The sequence below is a fragment of the Streptomyces sp. P3 genome, assembly GCF_003032475.1.
Taxonomy (GTDB): Bacteria; Actinomycetota; Actinomycetes; order Streptomycetales; family Streptomycetaceae; genus Streptomyces.
Genome location: NZ_CP028369.1, coordinates 2,781,832 through 2,805,957, shown reverse-complemented (window position 1 = coordinate 2,805,957; position 24,126 = coordinate 2,781,832). Strand labels below are relative to the sequence as shown.

Genomic DNA, 24,126 nt, shown 5'->3' with positions numbered 1-24,126 from the left:
CCACGGCCCGGGACTTCGGCCCCGGACCGTGACGAATCTCGCAGGTCACGCACAACGGCGGATATCCGCGGTCGCCCCTCGCGGAAACGGCAGTGCAGGAGGCCGCAGGCCCGGGGCCGGGACCGCAGGCCCGGGGCCCGGGGGCTCGGCAGCGGTCAGGCGGCCACCGGGTGCTTCGGTCCTGGCGTGGCCGCGGCCTCTTCCGTCGTACCGGGTTCCGTCGCCCCCGCACCGGCGAGCGGCTTGCGCAGGCCCTTGAGGACGACGACCACGGCCGTCGTCACGCACACGCCCGCCGCGACGGCGAGCAGGTACAGGAACGGGCTGCCGATCAGCGGAACCACGAAGATGCCGCCGTGCGGGGCGCGCAGGGTGGCGCCGAAGGCCATCGACAGGGCGCCGGTGACCGCGCCGCCCGCCATCGAGGCGGGGATGACGCGCAGCGGGTCGGCGGCGGCGAACGGGATCGCGCCCTCGGAGATGAAGGACGCGCCCAGCACCCAGGCGGCCTTGCCGTTCTCGCGTTCGGTCGGGGTGAAGAGCTTCTTGCGGACGACGGTCGCGAGCGCCATGCCCAGCGGCGGGACCATGCCCGCCGCCATCACGGCGGCCATGACCTTCATCGCCGAGTCGCTGGGGTCCTGGACGGCGATGCCGGCCGTGGCGAAGGCGTACGCGACCTTGTTGACCGGGCCGCCGAGGTCGAAGCACATCATCAGGCCGAGCAGCACGCCCAGCAGGACGGCGTTGGCGCCGGACAGACCGGCCAGCCAGTCCGTCATGCCCTTCTGCGCCTCGGCGATGGGCTTGCCCACGACCACGAACATCAGGAAGCCGACGACCAGCGAGGAGATCAGCGGGAGCACCACCACCGGCATGATGCCGCGCAGCACCGGCGGAATCCTGACGCGCTGGATCGCGAGGACGACACCGCCCGCCAGCAGACCGGCGACCAGGCCGCCGAGGAAGCCGGCCGCGATGTTGGAGGCGATCATTCCGCCGACGAAGCCGGGGACGAGTCCGGGGCGGTCGGCCATGCCGTAGGCGATGTAGCCGGCGAGAACCGGGATGAGGAAGCCGAAGGCGACCCCGCCGGTCTGGAACAGCAGGGCGCCCCAGCTGTCGACCTGGGTCCAGGAGAAATGCTCCATGACCGAGGGCGCCTTGTTGATCTCCCAGCCGCCGATCGCGAAGCCCAGAGCGATCAGCAGACCGCCCGCGGCGACGAACGGGACCATGTAACTGACGCCCGTCATCAGCCACTTGCGGAGCTTGGTGCCGTAGCCGTCGCCGGACTCACCGGCCCGCTCGACGGGCGTGCCGCCGCCCCGGGCGCTCGCCGTGACCTCGCCGCGCTCGGCTTTGCCGCGCACGTCGGCGATCAGCTGGGCGGGCTTGTTGATGCCGGCCTTCACGCCGACATCGACGGTCGGCTTGCCGGCGAACCGTTCCTTCTCCCGTACGGGCACGTCGTGGGCGAAGATCACGCCGTCCGCGTCGGCGATGACCGCCGGGTCGAGCCGGGTGAACCCGGCCGAGCCCTGCGTCTCCACGACCAGGTCGACGCCCGCCTCCCGTCCCGCGTTCTCCAGGGACTCCGCCGCCATGTAGGTGTGGGCGATGCCGGTGGGGCAGGAGGTGACGGCGACGATCCGGAAGGGGCGGCCGCTCGCCGGAGCGGGGGCGGCCGGGTCGGCGGCGGGAGCCGTGCCGGCGTCGGCGGAGGCCGCCGCCGACGCCGGCACGGAGTCTGCGGAGGCGCCTTCGGGTGCGGCCTCGGCGGTGGGGGCGTCCGCGGCCTCGCCTGCGGGGGTGTCCGCGGCCTCGGCTGCGGGGGCCTCAGGAGCCGTGGAGGTGTGCGCCGTCTCGGAGGTCTCTGGCGGCGTGGCCGCCGGGGCATGCTCGCCGCGGATCAGCGCCGCCGCGCCCGCCGGGTCGCCCGCCGCGCGCAACGCGTCGGTGAACTCGGCGTTCATCAGCTGGCGGGCCAGGGACGACAGGATCGTCAGGTGGGCGTCGTCGGCGCCGGCGGGGGCGGCGATGAGGAAGATCAGGTCGGCGGGGCCGTCCGCGGCGCCGAAGTCGACGCCCTCCGCGCTGCGGCCGAAGGCGAGGGTCGGCTCGGTGACGTGGGCGCTGCGGCAGTGCGGGATGCCGATGCCGCCGTCGAGACCGGTCGGCATCTGGGCCTCGCGGGCGGCCACGTCGGCGAGGAAGCCCTCGAGGTCGGTCACCCGGCCGAGGGCCACCATGCGCTCGGCGAGGGACCGCGCCGCCGCTTCCTTCGTTTCGGCGGACAGGTCGAGATCGACCAGATCCGCGGTGATCATGTCGCTCATCGCGGGCTCCTTCGCACGCGTATCGCGCGGGGCGTGGTGTGGTGGGCGGGAGAGGGGACGGGGAGGCGGGCCGGGACGGGGGTTCGGTGAACTGCGTCGGGCGGTCCGGGAAGGTCGGAGGCGGGGCCGGGGAAGCCCCGCCTCCGGGGGGTCGCAGGAGGGCTCGGGTCCTGCTTCCCCTGGTCGGCACGGCGGCTCAGGACGCCCTGCCGTCCGTAGGGGGCGGCGGGTGACGGGACGTCTCGCCGTTCACGGGCCGGTCCGCCGAGCGCCGAGGGAAGCGCGTGGGTCGTCATGAGACCGGCTCCTCGAGACGACGGTCCACCGGCACCTGTGCCGTGACCCTCACCGCCGCCGGGTCCAGGTCGGACGGGGTCGGCATCACGCTGCCGGGCAGCTGGACGGCGGCCGCGCCGTGTGCGACGGCGGAGGCGAGCGCCGCCGGGCCGCTGCCGCCGGCGACGAGGAAGCCGGCGAGGGAGGAGTCGCCCGCTCCGACGTTGCTGCGTACGACGTCCACGCGGGCGCTCGCGAACCAGGTGCCGGTGTCCTCCACGAGCAGCTGCCCGTCGGCGCCCAGGCTGGCGAGTACGGCGCGGGCGCCCATTGCGCGCAGTTCCTCGGCGGCCTTCACCGCGTCGCCGACTGTCGCGAGGGGGCGTCCGACGGCCTCCGCGAGCTCCTCGGCGTTCGGCTTGACGACATCGGGCCGCTCGCGCAGCGCCTCGAGCAGCGCACGCCCCGAGGTGTCCAGCGCGATGCGCGCGCCTCCGGCGTGCGCACGGGCGACCACCTCGGCGTACCAGGAGGGCGTGAGCCCGCGGGGCAGGCTTCCGCAGCAGGCGATCCAGTCCGCGCCGCGCGACTGCTCGCGCACCGTCTCCAGGAGCCGTTCCTGTTCCTCGGCGGACAGCTCCGGACCGGGCGCGTTGATCTTCGTCAGGACGCCGTCCGACTCGGCGAGGGCGATGTTCGAGCGGGTGGCTCCGGCGACCGGGACCGGCGCGACCTCGATGCCCTGCGCGTCGAGCAGTTCGGCGACGAGCGCGCCCGGTGCGCCGCCCAGGGGCAGCACGGCGACCGTGCGCCGCCCGGTGGCGGCGACCGCGCGCGACACGTTCACGCCCTTGCCGCCCGGGTCCATCCGCTCACCGGTGGCGCGGATGACCTCGCCACGGTCCAGAGCGGGAACCTCGTAGGTACGGTCGAGGGAGGGGTTGGGGGTGACAGTGAGGATCACGCCCGCACCGTCCACGGCGGCACCGTTCCCGCCGTTGGCTCCCCTGACGCCGCCTGCGTCATTCCTGCCGTTGGCGCCACTGGTGCCGCTCATGCTCGTATCACTTCCGTGCCGCCGCGCTCGACGGCGGCCGTGTCGTCGTCGCTGAGCCCGCTGTCGGTGATCAGCAGGTCCACGTCGCTCAGGTCGCCGAAGCGGGCGAAGTGTTCCTGGCCGTGCTTGGAGGAGTCGGCGAGCAGCACCACGCGTCGTGCGGCCGCGACGGCTGCCCTCTTCACCGCGGCCTCGGCGAGGTCGGGTGTGGTCAGGCCGTGCTCGGCGGAGAAGCCGTTGGCTGCGACGAACAGGACGTCGGCGCGGATCTCGCCGTACGCGCGCAGCGCCCAGGCGTCCACGGCGGCGCGCGTGCGGTGCCGTACGCGCCCGCCGACGAGGTGGAGCTGCATCCCGGGGTGGTCCGCAAGACGGGCCGCGATGGGCAGGCTGTGGGTGACGACGGTGAGCTCGGCCTCCAGCGGCAGGGCCGCGGCCAGACGGGCCACCGTCGTGCCGGCGTCGAGGATCATCGTGCCCTCGGCGGGCAGTTCGGCGAGGGCCGCCCTGGCGATACGGTCCTTCTCGTCGATCGAGGTTCCCTCGCGTTCGGCGAGGTCCGGCTCGAAGTCGAGGCGTCCGACCGGTATGGCGCCGCCGTGGACGCGGCGCACCAGGCCGGCGCGGTCGAGGGCCTTCAGGTCGCGGCGGATCGTCTCCGCGGTGACCTGGAACTCCTCGGCGAGCGACAGGACGTCCACCCGGCCGGCGTCGCGGGCGAGCCGCAGGATCTCCTGCTGCCGCTCCGGTGCGTACATGTCCGCTCCCCTCCCACCACTACCGCACTTTGTGCCCGAACTTGTGGTTTCGCCCCGGAGACTACGCCCGGATTTCCAAGAAGTAAACAAGTTCGGGCATGAACGGGCATGAACGGGCATGGCCGTCCTTCGATGTCGTTCCGATCCCGCGAGGGTCACCGACGCGGCGAGGGGCCCGTCACCGTTGCGGTGACGGGCCCCTCGCCGGGTACGCGATCAGCGGCTCGGCCTGCGAACCCGGGTTCACCCGCGATTCGGGCTCGGCCGACGAGCCGTGGATCGGCCCCGGGATCAGACCACGGACTGCTCATGCTCAGCCGGCGAACTCGCGCTCCTTCTCCCGCTCCGGCTCCTCGGAGGAGCCCGCCTCCGGGATGTCCTCGAAGCCCTCCAGGTGCTGCGCCGACCGCTTCGGCAGAGCGAACATCAGCAGGAAGATCCCGAACATCACCAGCGCCACCCAGCCCAGCGCGTGCTGGAAGGCGTTGACGAAGGTGGGGCCGACCTCGGCCGGGGTCAGCCGGTCGCCGATCTCGCCGAAGAAGACCACCGCGACGAGTCCCAGACCGAGCGCATTGCCCATCTGCTGCACGGTGTTGATGAGTCCGGACGCCGAGCCGGCGTGCTCGCGCGGCACCTCCGACAGCACCGCGTCGGTCAGCGGGGCGAAGATCAGGCCCATGCCCGCGCCCATCACGACCAGCGGCAGCGCCATCTGCCAGGGTGCGATGCCGAGGCCGTAACGCTCGGATTCCCAGATGTAGAGGAGCACGCCGACGGTCATCGTCAGGGCGCCCGCCTGAAGCACCTTGCGTCCGAAGCGCGGAGTCAGCTGCTGTACGGACATCCCGGCGGCCGCCGACACCGCGATCGAGAACGGGACACCGGTCAGCCCCGCCTTCAGCGGGCTCCAGCCGAGGCCGGTCTGCATGTACAGCGTCCACACCAGGAAGAAGACGCCGAGGCCGATCCCGAAGACGGTCTGCACGGCGACGCCCGCCGCGAAGCTCCGCACGCGGAAGAGGGAGAGCTCGATCAGCGGCGAGCCGTCCCGTGCGCCCTTGCGCCGCTCGTAGGCGACCAGCGCGGCGAAGACTCCCAGCGCGCCCGCCATCGAGACGAACCCCCACACCGGCCAGCCCAGCTCACGGCCGCGGGTGAGCGGGTACAGGAGCATGAGCAGACCGAGGGTCACCAGGACGACGCCCACCAGGTCCAGCTTCAGCGCCTTCGGGGCCTTGGACTCCGTGATGAACCGGCTGCCGAGGATCAGTCCCGCGATGCCGACCGGCAGGTTGATCAGGAAGATCGGCCGCCACTCCAACCCGAACAGGTTCCACTCCGTCAGCAGCGCGCCGAGCAGCGGACCGGAGACGGCTCCCAGCCCCACGATCGCGCCGAAGAGCCCGAACACCTTCCCCCGCTCGTGCGCCGGGAAGGTGGCGTGCACGATCGACAGCACCTGCGGGACCATCATCGCCGCCATGCCGCCCTGCAGGATGCGGGAGGCGACCAGCATGTCCGGGTTCACCGCGAAGCCGCACAGCGCGCTGGCGAGGGTGAAGCCGCCGATGCCGATGAGGAACAGCCGCTTGCGGCCGTGGATGTCGCCGAGCCGGCCGCCCGTGATGAGCCCGGCAGCGAAGGCGAGCGCGTAACCGGCGGTGATCCACTGGATCTGGCTCCAGGACGCGCCCGCGTCCTCCCGGATGGAGGGGATCGCGATGTTGACGATGGTGACGTCGACGAGGTCCATGAAAGCCGCGGTCATCACGATCGCGAGCGCGAACCAGCGGCGGCGGTCGCCCGGCGAGCCCGATGCCGTGGCGGCGGTTCCTGTGTCGGTGGCCCGAGCGACGGGCGCGGCCTCGTTCTCGTTCCCGGTGGAGGTGTCCGTGTCGTTCATGGTGTGACTGTAGGACCGCAATAGGTCAGATCATGTCCTAGTGGTGCGGCATTCTCGAAGCATGACGACGGACACTCCGGCTCGGCTGCTGCAACTCCTCTCCATCCTCCAGACACCCCGTGAATGGCCCGGCGGCGAGCTCGCGGACCGCCTCGGGGTCTCCCGACGCACGGTCCGGCGGGACATCGACCGGCTGCGCGAAATCGGGTATCCCGTCGAGGCCAGCAAGGGCTCGGACGGCGGATACCGGCTGGTCGCGGGTAAAGCGATGCCGCCGCTCGTGCTCGACGACGAGGAGGCCGTGGCGATCGCCGTCGGCCTGCGGGCCGGCGCGGGGCACGCGCTGGAGGGCGTCGACGAGGCCTCCGTACGGGCCCTCGCCAAACTGGAACAGGTGCTGCCGGCCAGACTGCGCCACCGCGTCTCCACCCTCCAGGCCGCGACCACACCGTTGACCAGCGGGGACGGCGCGAGCATCGCACCCGAGACGCTGACCGTCATGGCCTCGACGGTCGCCGGGCACGAGCGGCTGCGGTTCGCCTACCGCGCGAAGGACGGCACGGAGTCGCGGCGGCTGACCGAGCCCTACCGGCTGGTGTCGACGGGCCGGCGCTGGTACCTCGTGGCGTACGACCTCGACCGCGAGGACTGGCGGACCTTCCGTGTCGACCGGGTCCGGGACCCCTTCGCGACCGGCTCCCGCTTCGCGCCGCGCGAAATGCCGACGGGCAGTGCGGCGGAATACCTGCGGCGGTCCATCCAACAACGCCCCGACCTGGACGAGTACGCGTACGACGTCACCTTCGACGCACCCGCCGAGCTGGTGGCGTCCCGGCTGCCGTCCTGGCTGAGCGCGTCGGTCACGGCGGACCCGCCCGAGCCGGAAGACGGGGAGGACGGCGGGCCGGACGGCGGTGCGCGCCGATGCCGGCTGCGGGGGACCACGAGCGATCCGGTGGAGTGGGTGGTGGTCCGGTTCGCCATGCTGGGGTACGAGTTCTCGGTCCGGGAGCCGCAGGAACTGGTGGACTGCGCAAGGGAGTTGAGCGGACGCCTGGGCCGGGCGGCAGAAACCGGGTCGCCGAACGACGCGGAAGCGGCAGCCCCGGACACGGCCCACGGCCGCCCGAGCCGGGGACGGTGATCCGGGCCACAGACGGTGATCCGGGCCGGGGGTGCCCCGCGTCACATTCGCTTCGCCGGTGTCGTTTCCCACCCGAACCCGTGCAGAGCCCGCAGGTTGTGCAGCGCCAGCTCGGCCGGGCCCTGCGAACCGGTCGGCGCTGCGTCGGTCGCCGCCCAGCTCTCCACCGCGACCCGGACGGCGGCTGTGGCCACCGCGGCCGTGAAGCGTTGGCGGGGGGAGGCAGGAGACGCGCCGCGGACGGGGGCGCCGGGAGACGTGCCGGGGACGGGGGCGCCGGGAGATGTGCCGGGGACGGGGGCGCCGGGCACGTCAGGGCCCTCGATCAAGTCGGCGGCGACGTCTGCGACAGCGGTCCCCTCTACGGCGTCGACCCCATCCGCGGCACCGAGTCCGTCCGAAGCGTCCGCCCCGCCCGAATTGCCGAGCCACTCCGAAGCGCCGGTCCCACCCGAAGTACCCGGCCCGCCAGAGGCACCGGCCCCGTCCGAAGTGCCGGGCGCGGCGGGAGCGTCGGCGGTTCTGGCGGCGGCAGAGGGTGCGGCCGTCGGGGAGGACGTCCTGCGCCCGGTGGCCGCCGCCCGTTCCGCCAGCACCTCGGCGATCGTGGTCTCGGAGGTGTGGCAGACCTCCGCCCACACCTTCCCGAGGGCGGGGCTCGCGCCGGCTAGCCGGATCAGCGTGCGCACCCATTCCCAGGAGGCCGCCGAGACTCCGCGGCCGGTGACGAGGGTGTGCTGCACGGCGTGTTCGAGAGCCTGCGGAACCGGCAGTTCGGCCGGGGCCTCGCGCAGCGCCTCCGCCCAGCGCTCGGCGCCCGCCGAGTAGAGAGGGGCGACCGCCTCCTCCTTCGTCGCGAAGTACCGGTAGAACGTCCGCGGGGCGATGCCCGCGGCCTGGGCGATGTCCTCGGCGCGGGTCGCCTTCAGGCCCCGACTGGCGAAGAGGGCGGCCGCCGCCCGGGCGATCTCCATTCGGGTCGCCGCTTTGCGCCGCTCGGTCAGCGAAGCCGAACCGGCGGAGGGGGTCGAGCTGATCACGTCGGCAGGCTATGCCCATGTGGCACAATCTGCCATTCGGGCGGGCCACCCCGTGGTTCAGGTACGGGGTGCCCCGCCTCTCGGCGTGCTCGCGTGCGGCGCGGTCGAAGGCCGGGCGTGTGCACCGGCTAACCCGCGCGTCGAAAAGGGGCCGGGCTCCGGCGCCTGGGGGGAGAGGCGCCGAAGCCCGGCTCTGGACAGTCCCGGCACCGGGGGGATGTGCGTCGGGACGTGGCTCACTCGCGTGGTGCGAAGATCTCGGAAAGAGCTGCAGGGTCCGGTCGGCCTGAACTCCCGTGCTCAGAAGTCTTTTTCCCCGCTTCCGTCGATTGAAGCGGCGTTCCCGCGCCATGTTTGCGCGGTCCCCGCCCGCCCGGCGCACGCGGGCGGAAAACCCCACACCACAGCACGCCCGCAGCCGGCCCGCAACGGTCGGCCGGCCGTGCGCGACCGATGCGAACCGGCCTCCGCGCGTCCTCCGCCCACGTCGCGGGCCAGGCGAGCCAACCCGAATCGGCCGGCGCCCGCGCCGCCGTCCGTCCGGAAGACGTCACAGCCGCCGGACCGGCACCACGCCGCACCGCCCCGGCGGAGTGCCCGCGCCGGCCACCCCCGCCGTACAGATCCACGGTGCCGCGGAGTGCCGCACACCCGGTGCGCCCGCCCTGCACGGCAACTCCCGTCAGGGTCGGGGGCCGACGCCCCGCTACGCCGCCGCCTCGAAGCCCGTGTCGCGGGCCAGCTTCTTCAGTTCCAGCAGGGCGTGCTTCTCGATCTGACGAATGCGCTCCCTCGTCAGGCCGTGCTCCTTGCCGACCTCGGTCAGAGTGCGCTCGCGGCCGTCGTCGATGCCGTAGCGCATCTTGATGATGGAGGCGGTGCGCGGGTCGAGACGGTCGATCAGACCGTCCAGTTCCTCGCTGCGCAGCAGGGTGAGGACGGACTGCTCGGGCGAGACCGCGGAAGTGTCCTCCAGCAGGTCGCCGAACTGTGTCTCGCCCTGGTCGTCGACCGACATGTTCAGCGAGACCGGGTCACGGGCCCAGTCCAGGACGTCGGTGACGCGCTCCGGTGTGGAGCCGAGCTCCGCGGCGATCTCTGCGGGCTCCGGGTCACGGCCGTTCTCCCGGTTGAACTCGCGCTGTACGCGGCGGATGCGGCCGAGTTCCTCCACCAGGTGGACGGGCAGCCTGATCGTGCGCGACTGGTCCGCTATCGACCGGGTGATGGCCTGACGGATCCACCAGGTCGCGTACGTGGAGAACTTGAAGCCCTTGCGGTAGTCGAACTTCTCGACCGCGCGCACCAGGCCCGCGTTGCCCTCCTGGATGAGGTCGAGGAGGGGAAGCCCGCTACGGGGGTAGCGGCGGGCGACCGCGACCACCAGGCGGAGGTTGGAACGGATGAATACGTCCTTGGCCCGCTCGCTTTCCGCGACCAGAGCCTCGAACTCCTCGCGGGAGGCGTCCGCCCTGGACTCCTCCTCGCCGTCGAGGACCTGTTGCGCGAACACGCCGGCCTCGATGATCTGGGACAGCTCGACTTCCTTCGCGGCGTCGAGCAGGGGTGTGCGCGCGATCTCGTCGAGATACATGCCGACCAGGTCGCGGTCGGCGATCTCGCCGCCATGGGCGCGAACACTGCGGGCCGCGCCGCTCGTCTCGCCGGTGGCGGACTTGCGGCGGGCGACGGCACGGGTTGCCATGCGTGCTCCCTTGCGATGGAGGTTCGGCGGGTGGCCCTTCAGACGCCCGGTCACTCTCGGAACTTGCGACTCTCCTCGTGTGCCCGGCATCTGATGGAAACAACGACTGGAATCAGGACAGAATTCCCAACCCGCACCTCGATTTTGATGATCTTGCAGTACCCTGTCCGACCACGCGAGGAGGACCGATGTCGTCGGAACGTACAGAGGTGCAGGTCAGGCCGGGAATCGAGGATGACCTCGAAGCCCTCACCAGCCTCTACAACCACTACGTACGTGAGACGCCCATCACATTCGACACCGCGGTCTTCAGTCCGGAAGAGCGACGTCCTTGGCTGCTCTCCCACCCTGAAGACGGGCCGTACCGCCTGATGGTTGCCACGGAAACGGACTCACAGGACATCCACGGCGTCTCACAGGCGATCCTGGGTTACGCCACATCCAGCCCCTACCGCCCCAAGGCGGCCTACTCCACCTCGGTGGAGGTGTCGGTCTACGTCGCTCCGGACGCCGGCCGGCGCGGCATCGGCACGCTGCTCTACAAGGCGCTCTTCGAGGCGCTGGCGGGCGAGGACCTGCACCGCGCGTACGCGGGCATCGCGCAGCCCAACGAAGCGTCCGCGCGGCTGCACGAACGCTTCGGGTTCCGGCACGTGGGCACCTACCGGGAGGTGGGCCGGAAGTTCGATCGCTACTGGGACGTGGCCTGGTACGAGAAGGACCTCTGAGCGCCGACGCGCCGGCGCCGGGCCCGTCAGCCGACCGGCGGGCGCGCGTCGGCGCCCCAGCCGACGTACGCGGGTGAGTCGGCCGGCGCGCGCGGGACCCTCAGCCGAACTGCAGCGACCGCTTCGCCAGCCCCATCCAGAACCCGTCGATCACGGACCTCTGCGCGTCCAGTTCGCCGGTCACCTCCGCGGCGCCCATGGTCACGAAGAGCGGGGCGAAATGCTCGGTGCGCGGGTGGGCGTACCGGCCGGCCGGGGCCTTGTGGAGGAAGTCGAGCAGACCGTCCCAGTCGCGCGTCTCCAGTGCGCGCCGGCCCCAGTCGTCGAACTCCGAGGACCAGGTGGGCACTCCCCCGCCCGGGTGACGCAGCGCGGCCAGGTTGTGGGTGAAGAAACCGGAGCCGACGATCAGGACCCCCTCGTCGCGGAGCGGGGCGAGCTTGCGGCCGATGTCCATGAGCTTGACGGGGTCGAGCGTCGGCATGGAGATCTGCAGGACCGGGATGTCGGCGGCCGGGAACATCTCGACGAGCGGGACGTAGGCGCCGTGGTCGAGGCCGCGGTCGGGGATGTCCTGCACGGGGATGCCCGGAGCGCGCAGCAGCTTGCGCACGCTCTCGGCGAGCTCCGGCGCGCCGGGGGCGTCGTACTTCACCTGGTAGTAGTGCTCGGGGAAGCCCCAGAAGTCGTAGACCAGGGGGACGGGATCGACGGCGCCGAGGGCGAGCGGGGCCTCCTCCCAGTGGGCGGAGACCATCAGGATGGCCTTGGGACGGGGCAGACCGGCCGACCATGCGGCGAGTTCGCCGGGCCAGACGGGGTCGTCCGCGAGCGGCGGGGCGCCATGACTGAGGTAGAGCGCGGGCATGCGTTCCTGGAGGAGGGTGTCCTCCCGAGTTGCGGCGGACATGGCAGCTACTCCTTCCAGGCTTTCGGACCGAGCCGCGGTTCCTGGACGACGCCGATCACTGCGGTTGCTTGAAATATAAAACGTCAACGCCCATGAGCATATTCCAAAATAATTTAATCTTCAAGGAGTGGGCGTCTACAGTGGAGTACATGAAGAAGGCATCCACATCCGTCGACGAGCCGCAACCCCGCTGGCTCACCGTAGAGGAGCAGCTCGTCTGGCGCTCCTACGTGCACGCCACCACCCTCCTCGAGGACCACATGGACCGGCAGCTGCAACGTGATGCGGGCATGCCGCACGTCTACTACGGGCTTCTGGTCAAGCTCGCCGAGTCCTCCCACCGACGGCTGCGGATGACCGAACTGGCCATGCATGCCAAGATCACCCGCTCCCGCCTCTCCCACGCCGTCGCGCGCCTGGAGAGGAACGGCTGGGTGCGCCGCGAGGACTGCCCCTCCGACAAGCGCGGCCAGTTCGCCGTACTGACCGAGGCTGGTCTGGACATGCTCAAACGCGCCGCGCCGGGCCATGTCGCCGTCGTGCGCAACGCCCTGTTCGACCGGCTCTCCCCGGAACAGCAGAAGTCCCTCGGCGAGATCATGCAGATCATCGCCGAGGGACTTCAGCCCAACGAAGCGGGTGCGGACCTGCCCTGGCTCCGCTAGACCCGAGGACGGGTCAGTCGCCCGGGCGGGTCACTCGCCCGGGCGGATCAGGTGCCCGGGCGGATCAGGTGCCCGGGCGGATCAGGTGCCCGGGCGGATCAGTGGACCATCACCGGCACCGCGTCCTCTGCGTCCTTCGACCCCGAGCCGGCGACCGCGCCCATGTCCGGCTTGCCGGCGTTGATGAAGGTCAGCGCGATCGTGGCGGCCGCCACCAGGATGCCGACGGCGAACCAGATGGCGCTCGTGTAGCCGTGCACCATGCCCTCCAGCTGCACCAGCTGCTGCTGGGGCCGGGTGGCGGCGCCGGCGACGTGGTCCTTGATGTACGAGGTCGTCGCGGACGCGGCGATGGTGTTCAGCAGGGCGGTGCCGATCGCGCCGCCCACCTGCTGCGAGGTGTTGACCATCGCGGAGGCGACACCGGCGTCCCGCGGCTCGATGCCGTACGTGGCCAGGGACATGGCCGGCATGAACGCCGTACCCATACCGAGGCCGAGCAGCAGCATCGCCGGCATCAGCACGGCCGTGTACGAGGAGTCGATCTCCAGCCGGGTCAGCAGCAGCATGCCGAGGGCGGCGACCAGGAAGCCGGGGCCCATCAGCAGACGCGGGGCGACCCGGGTCATCAGACGGGTGCCGATCTGGGTGGAGCCGGTGATCATGCCCGCGATCATCGGGAGGAAGGCGAAACCGGTCTTGACCGGCGTGTAGCCCTTCACGATCTGCAGGTAGTAGGTCAGGAAGAGGAACAGGCCGAACATCGCGATGATCGCGAGGCCGAGGGAGAGGTAGATCCCGCCGCGGTTGCGCTCGGTGATCACGCGCAGCGGCAGCAGCGGAGCCTTGACCTTCGACTCGACGATCACGAAGGCGGCCAGCAGGACGGCTGCCGCGACGAACATGCCGATGGTCACGGAGTCGCTCCAGCCCTCCGACTCGGCGCGCGTGAAGCCGTAGACCAGGGAGACCAGACCGAGGGTGGAGAGGATGACGCCCGGGATGTCGAGCGGCGACCGGTTGCGACCGCCCTCCGGCTCACGGATGACGAAGTACGCGCCGGCCGCGGCGACGATCGCGAACGGGATGTTCACGAAGAACGTCCAGCGCCAGTCCAGGTACTCGGTGAGGAAGCCGCCGAGGATCAGACCGACGGCGCCGCCGCCACCGGCGATCGCACCGTAGATGCCGAACGCCTTGGCGCGCTCCTTCGCGTCGGTGAACATCACGGCGAGCAGGGAGAGCGCGGCGGGCGCGAGCAGCGCGCCGAACGCGCCCTGGAGCGCGCGGGCGCCGAACATCATCGCCTCGTTGACGGCCGCGCCGCCGAGCGCGGAGGCCGCGGCGAACCCGCCGAGGCCGACGACGAAGGCGCGCTTGCGGCCCCACAGGTCGGCTATGCGGCCGCCGAACAGCAGCAGACCACCGAAGGCGAGGGCGTAGGCGGTGACGATCCACTGCCGGTTGCCGTCGGAGATGCCCAGGTCCTGCTGGGCGGAGGGCATCGCGATGTTCACGATGGTCGCGTCGAGGACGACCATCAGCTGGGCGAGGGCGATGAAGGCCAGCGCTTTCCAGCGGTTGGCGTCCGGCCCGCCCCCCTTGCCGGAGGACGGGGCCGAGGCCTTCTGGGCTGTTTCAGACATGGGAATACCCGCTTCGGGACTTCGTGACGGAAAAAACGGAAGAATCTGACGTAAAGGCATGAACGGCGATGAAGAGGAGGCTGAGCGTCGAGGCCGCGTCCCTTCACTGACGTCCGGTCGCCCGCTTGTGTGACGGCCGGTGACGAGTTCTCGGTGGTGAGTGTTCGGCGGCGACTTCGGGCGTGGTGACTGCTGACGTGGTGACTGCTGCTGCGCTACGGGAAACCAATCGGTCAGGGAGGGACCAGCCGCTCAGCACTGGCGCAGGTCCTCCATGGTCACGGCCGCTCCCGGCAACACGGAGGGGGCGGGAGCCCGCAGTCCGTCCAGGAACAGCTGCAGGTGTCGATGGACGAAGCGGTCGGCGCTCGGGCAGGCCGTGCCGGCCGGGGGCCGACTGAGCTGGGCCACCGCGATCATCACGTCCCCCACGCCGACGTCGGGCCTGAGCTGCCCGGCCGCCCTCGCACGGTCCATGACCTCCTCGATGATCCGCTCACACCGTTCGCGGGCGGCCTCGAGGTCGGGGTGGTGCTCGTCGAAGGTGCTGGAGATCATCGGGCACAGCGCGCTGATCCGCTCGTCCGCGGAGACGTGCACGAAGCGCTCCAGCGCCTCGAACGCGTCACCGGTCTCGGCGAGGGCGGTCTGTCCGGCCCGGACCGTGCGGTCCAGCACCGAGCAGACGACCTCGCGGACCAGCGCGTCCCGGTCGGGGAAGTTGCGGTACACCGTGGCGTTGCCCACGCCGGCCCGGCGGGCGATCTCGTCGAGCGGCACGTCGGGGCCGAACTCGGTGAACATCTCGCGGGCGGCGGAGACGATCCGCTCCCGGTTGCGCAGGGCGTCGGCGCGAGGCCGGGTCGCCTTGCGCTCTACGGGGATCGCGGTCGCGGTCTGCACGGCGCACTCCTGTCTGAGGCTCGTGTGACGCGAGAGGCGTCACGGACGTCTGTGGCTGCGATCCGGGGAACGAATCCCCGTTTCACTCGGACACCTAGCTAAACGGGGACGGCGTCCCCGGTTATTTCCCGGATCCAGAAGTTTTCGGTGTGACCTGGACCACAGGCCCGTCGCACTCGACTCCGCACCCCCTCGACCTCCCGGCGCCCGCCGTGATCCCGGGCCACGAGCCCCCGGGCAGTCGGCCTCCCCGGCAGCGGCTCGCCGCACGGCTCCCCTGATCACCCCGGCAGACTCCCCGCGCGATCACCTCGGCAGACTCCCCCGCGGAAGTCCGCACCGCTCCTCGCCTTGCCCCGCCTCGCTCCCGCCGCAATGCCGTACCAGCCGGTAACCCACGATCGGTCTCTTCCAGCGCGCGCCCGCGTGCGCCCTCAAAGAGGGTGATCAGGAGGTGATCAGGACGCAGCCGGCGACCGGTGGCTGCCCGGAGCGAAAGGCCCCCCATGCAGCCGCAGGCCGCGCGCACTGCCCGGGACCTTCGCCGCCGCCGGATACGCACGCGCCGCGCCGCCGCAGTCGTCTCCGTCACCGTCCTGACGCTCGCCCTCAGCTCGTCCGCCGGCAGCGGACACCTCGCCCCGGACCCCGGCTCGACGACGGCCGGCGCCGCCCCCCTCGCCGTGGCCCGCACCGCCGCCCTCGCCCCCTGCATGATCAGCGGGGGCACGTCCGTGCAGATGTCCGAAGGTCTGCCCACCGCAGGCGGTTACTCCCGCTCCACCGGCGTCGTCCGCGCCCTCACCCTCATGATCGACTTCTCCGACGCGCCCGGCCGGGGCAGCGCCCTGAGCCGCTACCGCGAGTTCTTCCCGCAGACCGAGCAGTGGTTCCGCACGGCTTCCTACGGCCGTCTCGACTACCGCGCCGAGACGCCCGTGCGGCACTGGCTGCGCATGCCCAAGTCGTTCCACGCGTACGGCATAGAGCGCGGCGCGCCGTTCGAACCCGGCTACCGCGAACTCGTCCAGGACATCGTGGGCGCCGCGGACCCGACGGTGGACTTCCGCGACTACGACCTCCTGAACGTGCTCATCACCCCGAACGCGGGCCCCTCCGCGCTGGACACGGTCCTGTCGGTGACGTTCGCGGGGAACGCGGAGGCACCGGTCGCCGACGGGGTGTCGGTGGCCAACGCCTCCTTCGTGTACTCCCGCCAGGACGACGGATCCGGCTCCTACGACCGGACCGGCTACCGGGTCCTGCCCCATGAGAACGGGCATGTCTTCGGCCTGCCCGACCTCTACACCCAGGAGGGCGGCGGAGCCGTCGGACACTGGGACATCATGAGCGAGGACTGGGGGGCCAACAACGACCTGCTCGGCTGGCACAAGTGGAAGCTGGGCTGGCTGGACGCCTCCCAGATCTCCTGCGCGGCGACGCCGGGCACGACGGAGCACCGGCTGACGCCCCTCGCGCGCGCGGGCGGCCCGAAACTCGTCTTCGTCCCGCTCACCGACCGCACCGGGTACGCCGTCGAAGCACGCGCACGCGGCGGGAACGACGAGGCGGTGTGCCGCCCGGGCGTCCTCATCTACAAGGTGAACGCCGGCGTCGACACCGGCATGGGTCCGGTGACGGTCTACGACTCCCGCCCCGACAGCGGCGGCTGCACCCGCAGCCCCAACGTCCACGCCGAGCTCTCCGACGCCCCCTTCACCCCGGGCGAGACCTTCAAGGACCCGAAGAGGGGCATCCGGATCTCGGTCACGGAGGCGGGCCCCGAGGACGGGTACCGGGTGCGGGTGACCCGACGGTAGGCAGGGCGGACCGGACCAGAGCCCCCGGGTGACTCGGGCGGTCCGGGGACGGCCCCGGGGCTAACGTAGGGCGGCAACCGCAAGGGCAGCAGACAGGCCGCCTCGCCGCCCCGAAGCGCCCCCGGTCCCCAATTCCCCCGTCCCCCGACCCTCGACCCCCTTCCCCCGACCCCCTTCCTCCGTCCCCCTTCCTCCGTCCCCCGACCCGTTCCCGGGGCCGACGCCGCACCCCCCAGAGCACCCCCGTACCGCCGTACCGCCGTACCGCCCGTATCGGAGAATCCACCGCATGCCCGCGACCAGGACGCCAGCGCCCGCCACGCCGCCCGGGGCCGCCGCGCCCGCCCCGCCTCCGCAGGCCGCCGCGCCCGCTCCGGCGGAGGCGGTCACGCCGCTGATCCGCGGGGTCGCCGTGCTGCGGCAACTGACCGACGCCGGCGGCACGGTGAGTCCGAGTGAACTGGAGCGCAGCACCGGTCTGGCGCGTTCGACGGTCGACCGGATCGTCGCGACCCTCGCCCGCATGGGATACGTCCGCCTCGACGGCCGGGACGCCGTGCTGGCCCCCCGCGTCATGGAACTCGGCAACGCCTATCTGGCCGCGCTGCGCCTGCCGGCGCTGCTGTCAGCGTCCGCGGACGCTCTGGCCGACGAACTCGACGAGTCGGTGTCCCTGGCGGTCGCCGACGGCGACGGCATCCGCTTCGTCCACCAGGCGACCCGCCGCCGCGCGATGTCCCTGAGCTTCCGCATCGGCGACCTGCTGCCGGCCGAACGCACCGCGCCGGGACCGCTGTTCGCCACCGAGTGGACCGACGAGGAGTGGCGGTCCTGGCGCGCCCGCCGCACGGCGGACCCGGACGACCGGGCCTTCCCGGCCGTCCCGCCACCACCCCCCGCGCTCTCGGACGACGACGGCTTCGCCCGCCGGACGGCCCTTGCCGCGGACGAGGACTGCGCCCTGGACGACCAGTTGATCGAAGCGGGCCTGGTGGCCGTGTCCGTCCCGGTCCGCGACCCGGGCACCGGCCGGATCGCGTGCGTGGCGAGCGTCGTCAGCCACACGAGCCGGCACACGGCGGCGGATCTGCGCGCCACCCTGCTCCCGCGGCTGAGGGCGGCTGTCGCGGCGATGGAGGACGACCTGCGTCGGGCGCCGGCCGCGGAGTCCGGGCCGCCGCCCGCGGGGCTGGCCATCTGGACGGGGGCGTCCAAGCAGGAACTGGGCCGCGAGTTCATCGAGTCCCTCGCCCGGGGCCTGACCGTCCTCACGGCGTTCGGCGAGGGCAGGGCCGAACTCACCCTCGCAGACGTCGCGAAGGCGACCGGGCTCGCACGGGCGACCGCCCGCCGGGCGCTGATCACCTACCAACACCTGGGCCTGGTGACGCCGTCCACTCCCCGCACGTTCGCCCTCACCCCACGGGTCCTCGCCCTCGGCTTCCCGCCGCTCTCCCGCACCTCGCTCCCCCGGATCGCGGCTCCGCACATGGCGGCGCTGGCGGGCGACATCCGGGAGACGACGTCGCTGGCGGTGCTGACCGAGTCGCGCGAGGAGATCCGGTACACCGCGCGCACCGCCGCGAACCACGTCATGAGCGTGGACGTCGGCGTCGGCACACAACTCCCCGCCCACGCGACATCGATGGGCCGCGTGCTGCTGGCCGCGCCCACGGACCCCGCCTCGGCGTACGCCCTGGCGGACGAGGAACTCGAACAGGGGGTGCGCGCGATCGCCGTCCCGATCCGCGACCGTGCGGGCCGCACGGTCGCCGCCCTGAACGCGGCCACCCATGTCGCCCGCCGTACGGCCGAGGAATGCGTGCGGGACATCCTCCCCGCCCTGCGGTCGACGGCCTCACGCATCGAGGCCGACCTCCACACTGCAGCCCGCTTCACCCACGTCCCTCTGACCTGACCGCCCTCGTCGCCTCCGCTCCGATCCGACAACTCCGCACCGATGGCCTGAGTTGAACCGATTCCTCGGAACCGATTCCTCCGAACCATGGCCATCCGATCCGATCTGCTCTGATCCGATCTGCTCTGATCCGATCGAATCTGCTCCCGATCGGCTTCTCGGCAGGAACGACGACCCTCGACATTCGTCGAACCGGTTCGATGAACCTAACACCGGAGAAACCAGCCGACAACGCTCCGCGCGTCACCCCTTCCACAGACCCCTCCGCCCTCCCGGTCACGCCGACGCCGGCCCTCCGTCACCCTCCTCCGGCCCCGCGGCCACTCCCGGGGCGGCCCCAGAGGCCCGTACCGAGGTCGACCCCGAGGACCGTCCCGCCCGTCGAGGCCGAGATCGTCCCGAGGCGACCCGGAGTCGATCCCTCACGCCGACAGGGCCGGTCACCCCGCGTGACGAGGGCTTTTCTTCCGGCACATCACCCCCGCGGACCGGTGACAGGCGGGTCCGTGCACCCTCGGGTCACGCCGCGCACCCACACCCGCCGGCGTTTCCAGGGCGTTACGAGAAATCCGGCGCGAAACGTTGACACCCGTCCGGGTTGCTCCTACCTTCACTTCACGCGAACCGGTTCGACGATCGGCCACCCGGCCGATGTCGCTCCCCGGAACAGTCGAACCGGTTCGATCAACCCCGGCAAGGAGTCCCGTGAACATCGGTGAGATCGCCAAGCAGGCCGGTGTCTCGCGGAGCACCGTGTCGTACGCCCTCAGCGGGAAGCGCCCCGTGTCCGAGGAGACCCGCGACAAGATCCAGCAGGTCATCGACGAGCTGGGCTACCAGCCCAACGCGAGTGCGCGGGCCCTGGCCAACGGCCGGACCAACACCATCGGTCTGGTCTTCCCGCCCGCCGGCAACCACTACACCGGCATGCAGCTGGACTTCATCGGCAGCGTGACGGAGGCCGCCGCGGCCCACGACTACGACGTGCTGCTCTCACCGAGCGGCATGGACAGCGACCGCTCGTTCCAGCGTCTGCTGGGCGAACGGCGGGTCGACGGCGCGATCCTGATGGAGATCCGGCTGCAGGACGACCGGCTCGACCATCTCACCGCGCTGGACTTCCCCTCCGTCGCCATCGGCCGCACCGCGCACCCGCAGGGCAGCTGGTGGGTGGGCCTGGACCACACGGCGCTGGCGGCGGCCTGCGTGCACCACCTCGCGGACCTGGGTCATCGCAGGGTCGCCTTCGTCAACCGGCCCGAGCAACTGCTGCGGGCCGGCTACGAATCGGCCCACCGAGGCCTCGACGGGTTCACCAAGGCCGCGGCGGAACGCGGCCTCACCGTCAAAACGTACTGCTGCGGGGACGACGCCGCCTCTGGCCTCGCCTGCCTGGAGCGGATCCTGCACGACGACCCCGCCACCACGGCGCTGGTCACGCTCAACGAGGCCGCGCTCGGCGGCCTCTACCGAGGGCTGGCGCAGGCCGGCCGCCATGTGCCGCGCGACTTCTCCGTCACCGGGGTCGTGGCCGGAAGGTGGGCGGAGACGGTGACCCCGCAGCTCACCGCGGCCGACGTGCCGGCGGAACAGATGGGCCGCCTCGCCGTCGACCTGCTGGTCGAACGGCTCGACCATCCCGACACACCGGCCCGGCACCACCTGCTCGCCCCGCCGATCTCGCTGCGGGCCAGCACCGCGCCCGCCGGCGACACCCCCGCCGGAGCCGCTCCCGCCGAGCCGGGCGAGGACCCCGCCGCCTCCTCCACGCACCCCTAGCCGTCACCGGGGGCGGCTCCCCGGCGCCCCAGGCGCCCAGGCGTCCCCGCCGCACCCCGGCCCCTCTCCCCCGGTCGCTCCCTGACTCCCTCGCTCCCTTCCCGCCCGTCCCCACCTTCCGCACCGCCCGACTGCACACCTCACCGACCCGGTTCGACGAACCCGGCGGCCCCCGATCACCCCTCTCCTGGCACACCCGTGCCGCCTTCACGGCACACCCACGTCGTGCCGATCCCCCGGGCACATCCGTGCCGATCCCAGGGCACATCCGTGCCGAAAACCCTTGAGGACACGCCATGAACAGATCCGCCGGACGGCGTCTCACCGCCGCAGTCCTGACCGTCGTCGCCGTCACCGCCGGCGCCACCGCGTGCTCCTCCGGAGCGAGCGACACGTCCACGAAGGCCTCGGACGGCGGCACGTTCACCATCTGGGACCCCTACCCCCAGTTCGACAAGAGCTCGGCGTGGGCGAAGCTGCTGGACGGCTGCGGCACCGAGGCCGGCGTGAAGATCAAGCGGACCGCGTTCGACACAAGTGACCTCACGAACAAGGCGCTGCTGGCGGCGCAGCAGGGCAACTCCGCGGACTTCCTCATCGTCGACAACCCGGTGGTGTCGACGCTGGCGGAGGCGGGCGTGCTGACCTCGACCGAGGAGAACAAGCTGGCCGTCTCGGGCGTGGACCGCAACCTGATCGCGGCCGGCCAGCTGAAGGGCAAGATCTACGGCACGCCCATCGGCGCCAACACCCTCGCCCTGTACTACAACAAGGCGGTCCTGAAGGCGGCCGGGGTGGACATCTCCTCGGTCAAGGACTGGAAGTCCCTGACGGCGGCGCTCGCGAAGGTCAAGGGAGCGGGCAAGAAGGGCATCACGTTCTCCGCGATCGGCACGGAGGAGGGCAGCTTCCAGTTCCTGCCCTGGTACTGGGGCTCCGGAGCCCAGCTGACCGCGCTCGACTCCGGCCAGGCGGTCTCCGCGCTGTCGCTGTGGAAGGGCTGGCTGGACAAGGGCTACGCCCCCAACTCGGTGATCAACAACACCCAGACGACCAGCTGGCAGGAGTTCGCGACCGGCGACTACGCGTTCGCGGAGAACGGCACCTGGCAGCTCGGCAACGCCGCGAAGGCCGGCTTCGACTACGGCGTCATCCCCGTGCCCGCCGCCACCGGGGGCGACGCCGCGGCCCCGACGGGCGGTGAGTTCGTCACCGTCCCGGTGCAGGACGACACCGGCCGCTACGCCACCACCCAGAAGCTGGTGTCCTGCCTGAGCAGCAGCCAGAACCTGCTCGCCACCGACACGACGCTGTCCTACGTGGCTCCCACCGCCGAGGTCCAGGACAAGCAGGTCGCGGCCGACCCCGGGCTCAAGCCGTGGGTCGACGCGGTGCACGCCGCCAAGGGACGCACCAGCGACGACCTGGGCACCAAGTACCCCAAGATCTCGGAGCAGTTGTGGAAGGCGGTGCAGTCCGCCCTCAGCGGGTCCGCGTCCCCGAAGGACGCGCTGACCGCAGCCCAGTCCGCCGCCAAGTGACCAGGACCCCGGCCAGCCGATGAAGCACACGACAACGTCGCCGGACCGCCGGCCGGTGCGCGACCGGAACGGGGCGGCGACCGCCGCCCCGCCCCCGGCCCGCATCCCGGACCGCCCCCCGGCCCGGCGCCGTCCCGCCTCCCCTCAGTGGACCGCCTGGGCGTTCCTCACCCCGGTGACCCTCTACCTCGTCCTCTTCTACGCCTATCCGCTCTACCGCAACATCGACCTGAGCCTGCGCCACTACACCGTCCGTTCCTTCGTCCGGGGCGACGCGCCGTTCACGGGCCTGGCCAACTACCGGACCGTCTTCGACGACCCGACGTTCGCTCCCGCGCTGCTGCACACAGCGGTGTTCACCGCCGTGTGTCTGGTCTTCCAGTACGCGATCGGCCTGGCGCTCGCCGTCTTCTTCAACCAGCACTTCCGGCTCTCCGCCACCCTGCGCGCGCTGTTCCTGGTGCCGTGGCTGCTGCCGCTCATCGTGTCGGCGTCGACCTGGTCGTGGATGCTCAACAGCGACTCCGGCATCGTCAACGCCGCCCTGCACGCCGTCGGGATCGGCCCGGTGAACTGGCTGACCTCGCCGTCCTGGTCGCTGGCCTCGGTGATCATCGCGAACATCTGGATCGGCGTCCCGTTCAACCTGGTCGTGCTCTACAGCGGCCTGCAGTCCATCCCCGCCGGTCTGTACGAGGCGGCCGCGCTCGACGGAGCGAACGCCTGGCAGCGCTTCTGGCGCATCACCTTCCCCCTGCTGCGGCCGGTGTCCGCGATCACCCTGCTGCTGGGCCTCGTCTACACGCTCAAGGTCTTCGACATCATCTGGATCATGACCAAGGGCGGCCCGGCCGACTCGTCCACCACCTTCGCCACCTGGTCCTACCAACTCGGCTTCGGCAACCTGCTGCCCTCCTTCGGCCCCGGAGCGGCCGTCGGCAACCTGCTGGTCGTCGCCGCCCTGGCCTTCGGCCTGATCCACGTCAGGGTCCAGCGAAAGCAGGCACTGTCATGACGCACGCACGGACGGTCCCGAACCGTCGCCGCCGCACCTGGGTGAAGACGGCCGTCGGCCTGCTGCTGACCGCGGTCATGCTCTTCCCGGTCTACTGGATGCTCAACGTGTCCTTCACCCGCGACCAGGACATGCGCAAGAGCCCGCCGGACCTGTTCCCCACCCACGTGACCCTGGAGGGCTACCGGGCCGTCGTCGACCAGCAACTGCCCTACCTCGGCACCAGCCTCGTCATCGGCCTCGGCACGGTGGCCCTGACCGTCGCACTGGCCGCGCCCGCCGGCTACGCGCTGGCCAAACTGCGCCCGCGCGGCCGCGGGATCCTGGGCTTCGTCCTGCTGGCCGCGCAGATGATCCCCGGCATCATCATGGCGATGGGCTTCTACGCCATCTACCTGCAGCTCGGCATGCTCCAGTCGGTACCCGGCCTGATCGTCGCCGACTCGACGCTGGCCGTCCCGTTCGCCGTCCTCATCTTCACCGCGTTCATGTCCGGCATCCCCGGCGAGCTGCTGCAGGCCGCGAAGACGGACGGAGCCGGCCCGCTGCGCACCTTCCGGTCGATCGTCCTGCCGATGAGCCGCAACTCCGTCGTCACGGTGTCCCTGTTCGCCTTCCTGTGGTCCTGGTCCGACTTCGTCTTCGCCAGCACCCTCGTCAACGGCGGCGCCCACGAGCCGATCACCCTCGGCATCTACCACTACATCGGCAACAACAACCAGCAGTGGAACGCCATCATGGCCACCGCCGTCGTGGCCTCGCTGCCGGCCGCGGTCATCCTCGTCCTGGCCCAGCGGTACGTCGCCGCAGGCGTGACCGCGGGCGCCGTCAAGGACTGACACCGGCGCCGACCGCACCGGCACCACCCGTGCCGTCCCGCACCCCACCCCGGCGGGTCGCCCTGTCGCCCCGCGGCACCCGTGCCACCGCGCACCCCCGAGCCGTCGCGCGAGCACCGTCGCCCCGTCCTGCGGAG

The 24,126-nt window shown here is 71.7% G+C and carries 17 protein-coding genes and 1 pseudogene; 9 read left to right on the top strand and 9 right to left on the bottom strand.

Translation table 11 applies throughout. The features are described from left to right. Positions 1-155: 155 nt before the first annotated feature. The 4 genes from C6376_RS12645 to C6376_RS12630 all read right to left on the bottom strand — a co-directional run bounded on the left by C6376_RS12645 (position 156) and on the right by C6376_RS12630 (position 6,336). Positions 156-2,339 carry a fructose-specific PTS transporter subunit EIIC gene (locus tag C6376_RS12645; protein ID WP_107443504.1) on the bottom strand — a complete coding sequence of 728 codons (2,184 nt, stop codon included), beginning with the start codon at positions 2,337-2,339 and terminating at the stop codon, positions 156-158. 292 nt (positions 2,340-2,631) lie between these two features. Continuing rightward, the gene (gene pfkB / locus C6376_RS12640) at positions 2,632-3,579 is read right to left on the bottom strand and encodes a 1-phosphofructokinase (protein ID WP_107448932.1); all 948 of its coding nucleotides are present in this window, start codon (positions 3,577-3,579) and stop codon (positions 2,632-2,634) included. Positions 3,580-3,668: 89 nt separating this feature from the next. Continuing rightward, a complete protein-coding gene (locus C6376_RS12635) occupies positions 3,669-4,430 on the bottom strand; it encodes a DeoR/GlpR family DNA-binding transcription regulator (RefSeq protein ID WP_107443503.1) in 762 nt (253 codons plus the stop codon). Positions 4,431-4,743: 313 nt separating this feature from the next. Beyond that, complete coding sequence (locus tag C6376_RS12630) at positions 4,744-6,336, bottom strand: MFS transporter (protein WP_254075924.1); 1,593 nt, start codon at positions 6,334-6,336, stop codon at positions 4,744-4,746. A gap of 61 nt (positions 6,337-6,397) precedes the next feature. Here C6376_RS12630 and C6376_RS12625 point away from each other — a divergent pair, with 61 nt between their 5' ends. Beyond that, the gene (locus C6376_RS12625) at positions 6,398-7,480 is read left to right on the top strand and encodes a YafY family protein (protein WP_107443501.1); all 1,083 of its coding nucleotides are present in this window, start codon (positions 6,398-6,400) and stop codon (positions 7,478-7,480) included. Between the two features lie 581 nt (positions 7,481-8,061). On the opposite strand, the pseudogene C6376_RS46385 reads toward C6376_RS12625, so the two are convergent. Both C6376_RS46385 and C6376_RS12610 read right to left on the bottom strand, forming a co-directional pair. Continuing rightward, a pseudogene (locus tag C6376_RS46385) lies at positions 8,062-8,454 on the bottom strand (TetR family transcriptional regulator); the annotation flags it as partial. Between the two features lie 772 nt (positions 8,455-9,226). Further along, positions 9,227-10,225, bottom strand: a complete 999-nt coding sequence (locus C6376_RS12610) for an RNA polymerase sigma factor RpoD/SigA (protein WP_107443500.1) — start codon at positions 10,223-10,225, stop codon at positions 9,227-9,229. Between the two features lie 188 nt (positions 10,226-10,413). On the opposite strand from C6376_RS12610, the gene C6376_RS12605 reads away from it, so the two are divergent. After that, entirely contained in the window at positions 10,414-10,953 is a 540-nt protein-coding gene (locus tag C6376_RS12605; RefSeq protein WP_107443499.1) for a GNAT family N-acetyltransferase, read from the top strand. A 100-nt stretch (positions 10,954-11,053) separates the two neighbouring features. On the opposite strand, the gene C6376_RS12600 is transcribed toward C6376_RS12605, so the two are convergent. Continuing rightward, positions 11,054-11,863 carry a dioxygenase gene (locus C6376_RS12600; protein ID WP_107443498.1) on the bottom strand — a complete coding sequence of 270 codons (810 nt, stop codon included), beginning with the start codon at positions 11,861-11,863 and terminating at the stop codon, positions 11,054-11,056. A 149-nt stretch (positions 11,864-12,012) separates the two neighbouring features. Between C6376_RS12600 and C6376_RS12595 the strand changes: the two genes are divergently transcribed. Further along, positions 12,013-12,528, top strand: a complete 516-nt coding sequence (locus C6376_RS12595; protein WP_107448931.1) for a MarR family winged helix-turn-helix transcriptional regulator — start codon at positions 12,013-12,015, stop codon at positions 12,526-12,528. A 98-nt stretch (positions 12,529-12,626) separates the two neighbouring features. On the opposite strand, the gene C6376_RS12590 is transcribed toward C6376_RS12595, so the two are convergent. Then, entirely contained in the window at positions 12,627-14,174 is a 1,548-nt protein-coding gene (locus C6376_RS12590; protein ID WP_107443497.1) for an MFS transporter, read from the bottom strand. A 252-nt stretch (positions 14,175-14,426) separates the two neighbouring features. Next, a complete protein-coding gene (locus C6376_RS12585) occupies positions 14,427-15,077 on the bottom strand; it encodes a TetR/AcrR family transcriptional regulator (protein WP_107443496.1) in 651 nt (216 codons plus the stop codon). Positions 15,078-15,583: 506 nt separating this feature from the next. Here C6376_RS12585 and C6376_RS12580 point away from each other — a divergent pair. The 6 genes from C6376_RS12580 (at position 15,584) to C6376_RS12555 (ending at position 23,989) form a co-directional block, all read left to right on the top strand. Beyond that, positions 15,584-16,897 (top strand): M6 family metalloprotease domain-containing protein, encoded by a 1,314-nt coding sequence (locus C6376_RS12580; RefSeq protein ID WP_107443495.1) that lies wholly within the window; start codon positions 15,584-15,586, stop codon positions 16,895-16,897. A gap of 289 nt (positions 16,898-17,186) precedes the next feature. Then, the gene (locus C6376_RS12575; RefSeq protein WP_107443494.1) at positions 17,187-18,815 is read left to right on the top strand and encodes a helix-turn-helix domain-containing protein; all 1,629 of its coding nucleotides are present in this window, start codon (positions 17,187-17,189) and stop codon (positions 18,813-18,815) included. A gap of 705 nt (positions 18,816-19,520) precedes the next feature. Continuing rightward, positions 19,521-20,594: a LacI family DNA-binding transcriptional regulator gene (locus tag C6376_RS12570; protein ID WP_107443493.1), complete on the top strand. Its 1,074-nt coding sequence runs from the start codon at positions 19,521-19,523 to the stop codon at positions 20,592-20,594. 296 nt (positions 20,595-20,890) lie between these two features. After that, positions 20,891-22,135 carry an extracellular solute-binding protein gene (locus C6376_RS12565; RefSeq protein ID WP_107443492.1) on the top strand — a complete coding sequence of 415 codons (1,245 nt, stop codon included), beginning with the start codon at positions 20,891-20,893 and terminating at the stop codon, positions 22,133-22,135. A 19-nt stretch (positions 22,136-22,154) separates the two neighbouring features. Then, positions 22,155-23,150, top strand: coding sequence for a carbohydrate ABC transporter permease (locus C6376_RS12560; protein WP_107443491.1), 996 nt, complete (start codon positions 22,155-22,157; stop codon positions 23,148-23,150). Further along, positions 23,147-23,989 carry a carbohydrate ABC transporter permease gene (locus tag C6376_RS12555; protein ID WP_107443490.1) on the top strand — a complete coding sequence of 281 codons (843 nt, stop codon included), beginning with the start codon at positions 23,147-23,149 and terminating at the stop codon, positions 23,987-23,989. Before C6376_RS12560 ends, C6376_RS12555 begins: the two co-directional genes overlap by 4 nt. The last annotated feature ends 137 nt before the right edge of the window (positions 23,990-24,126 follow it).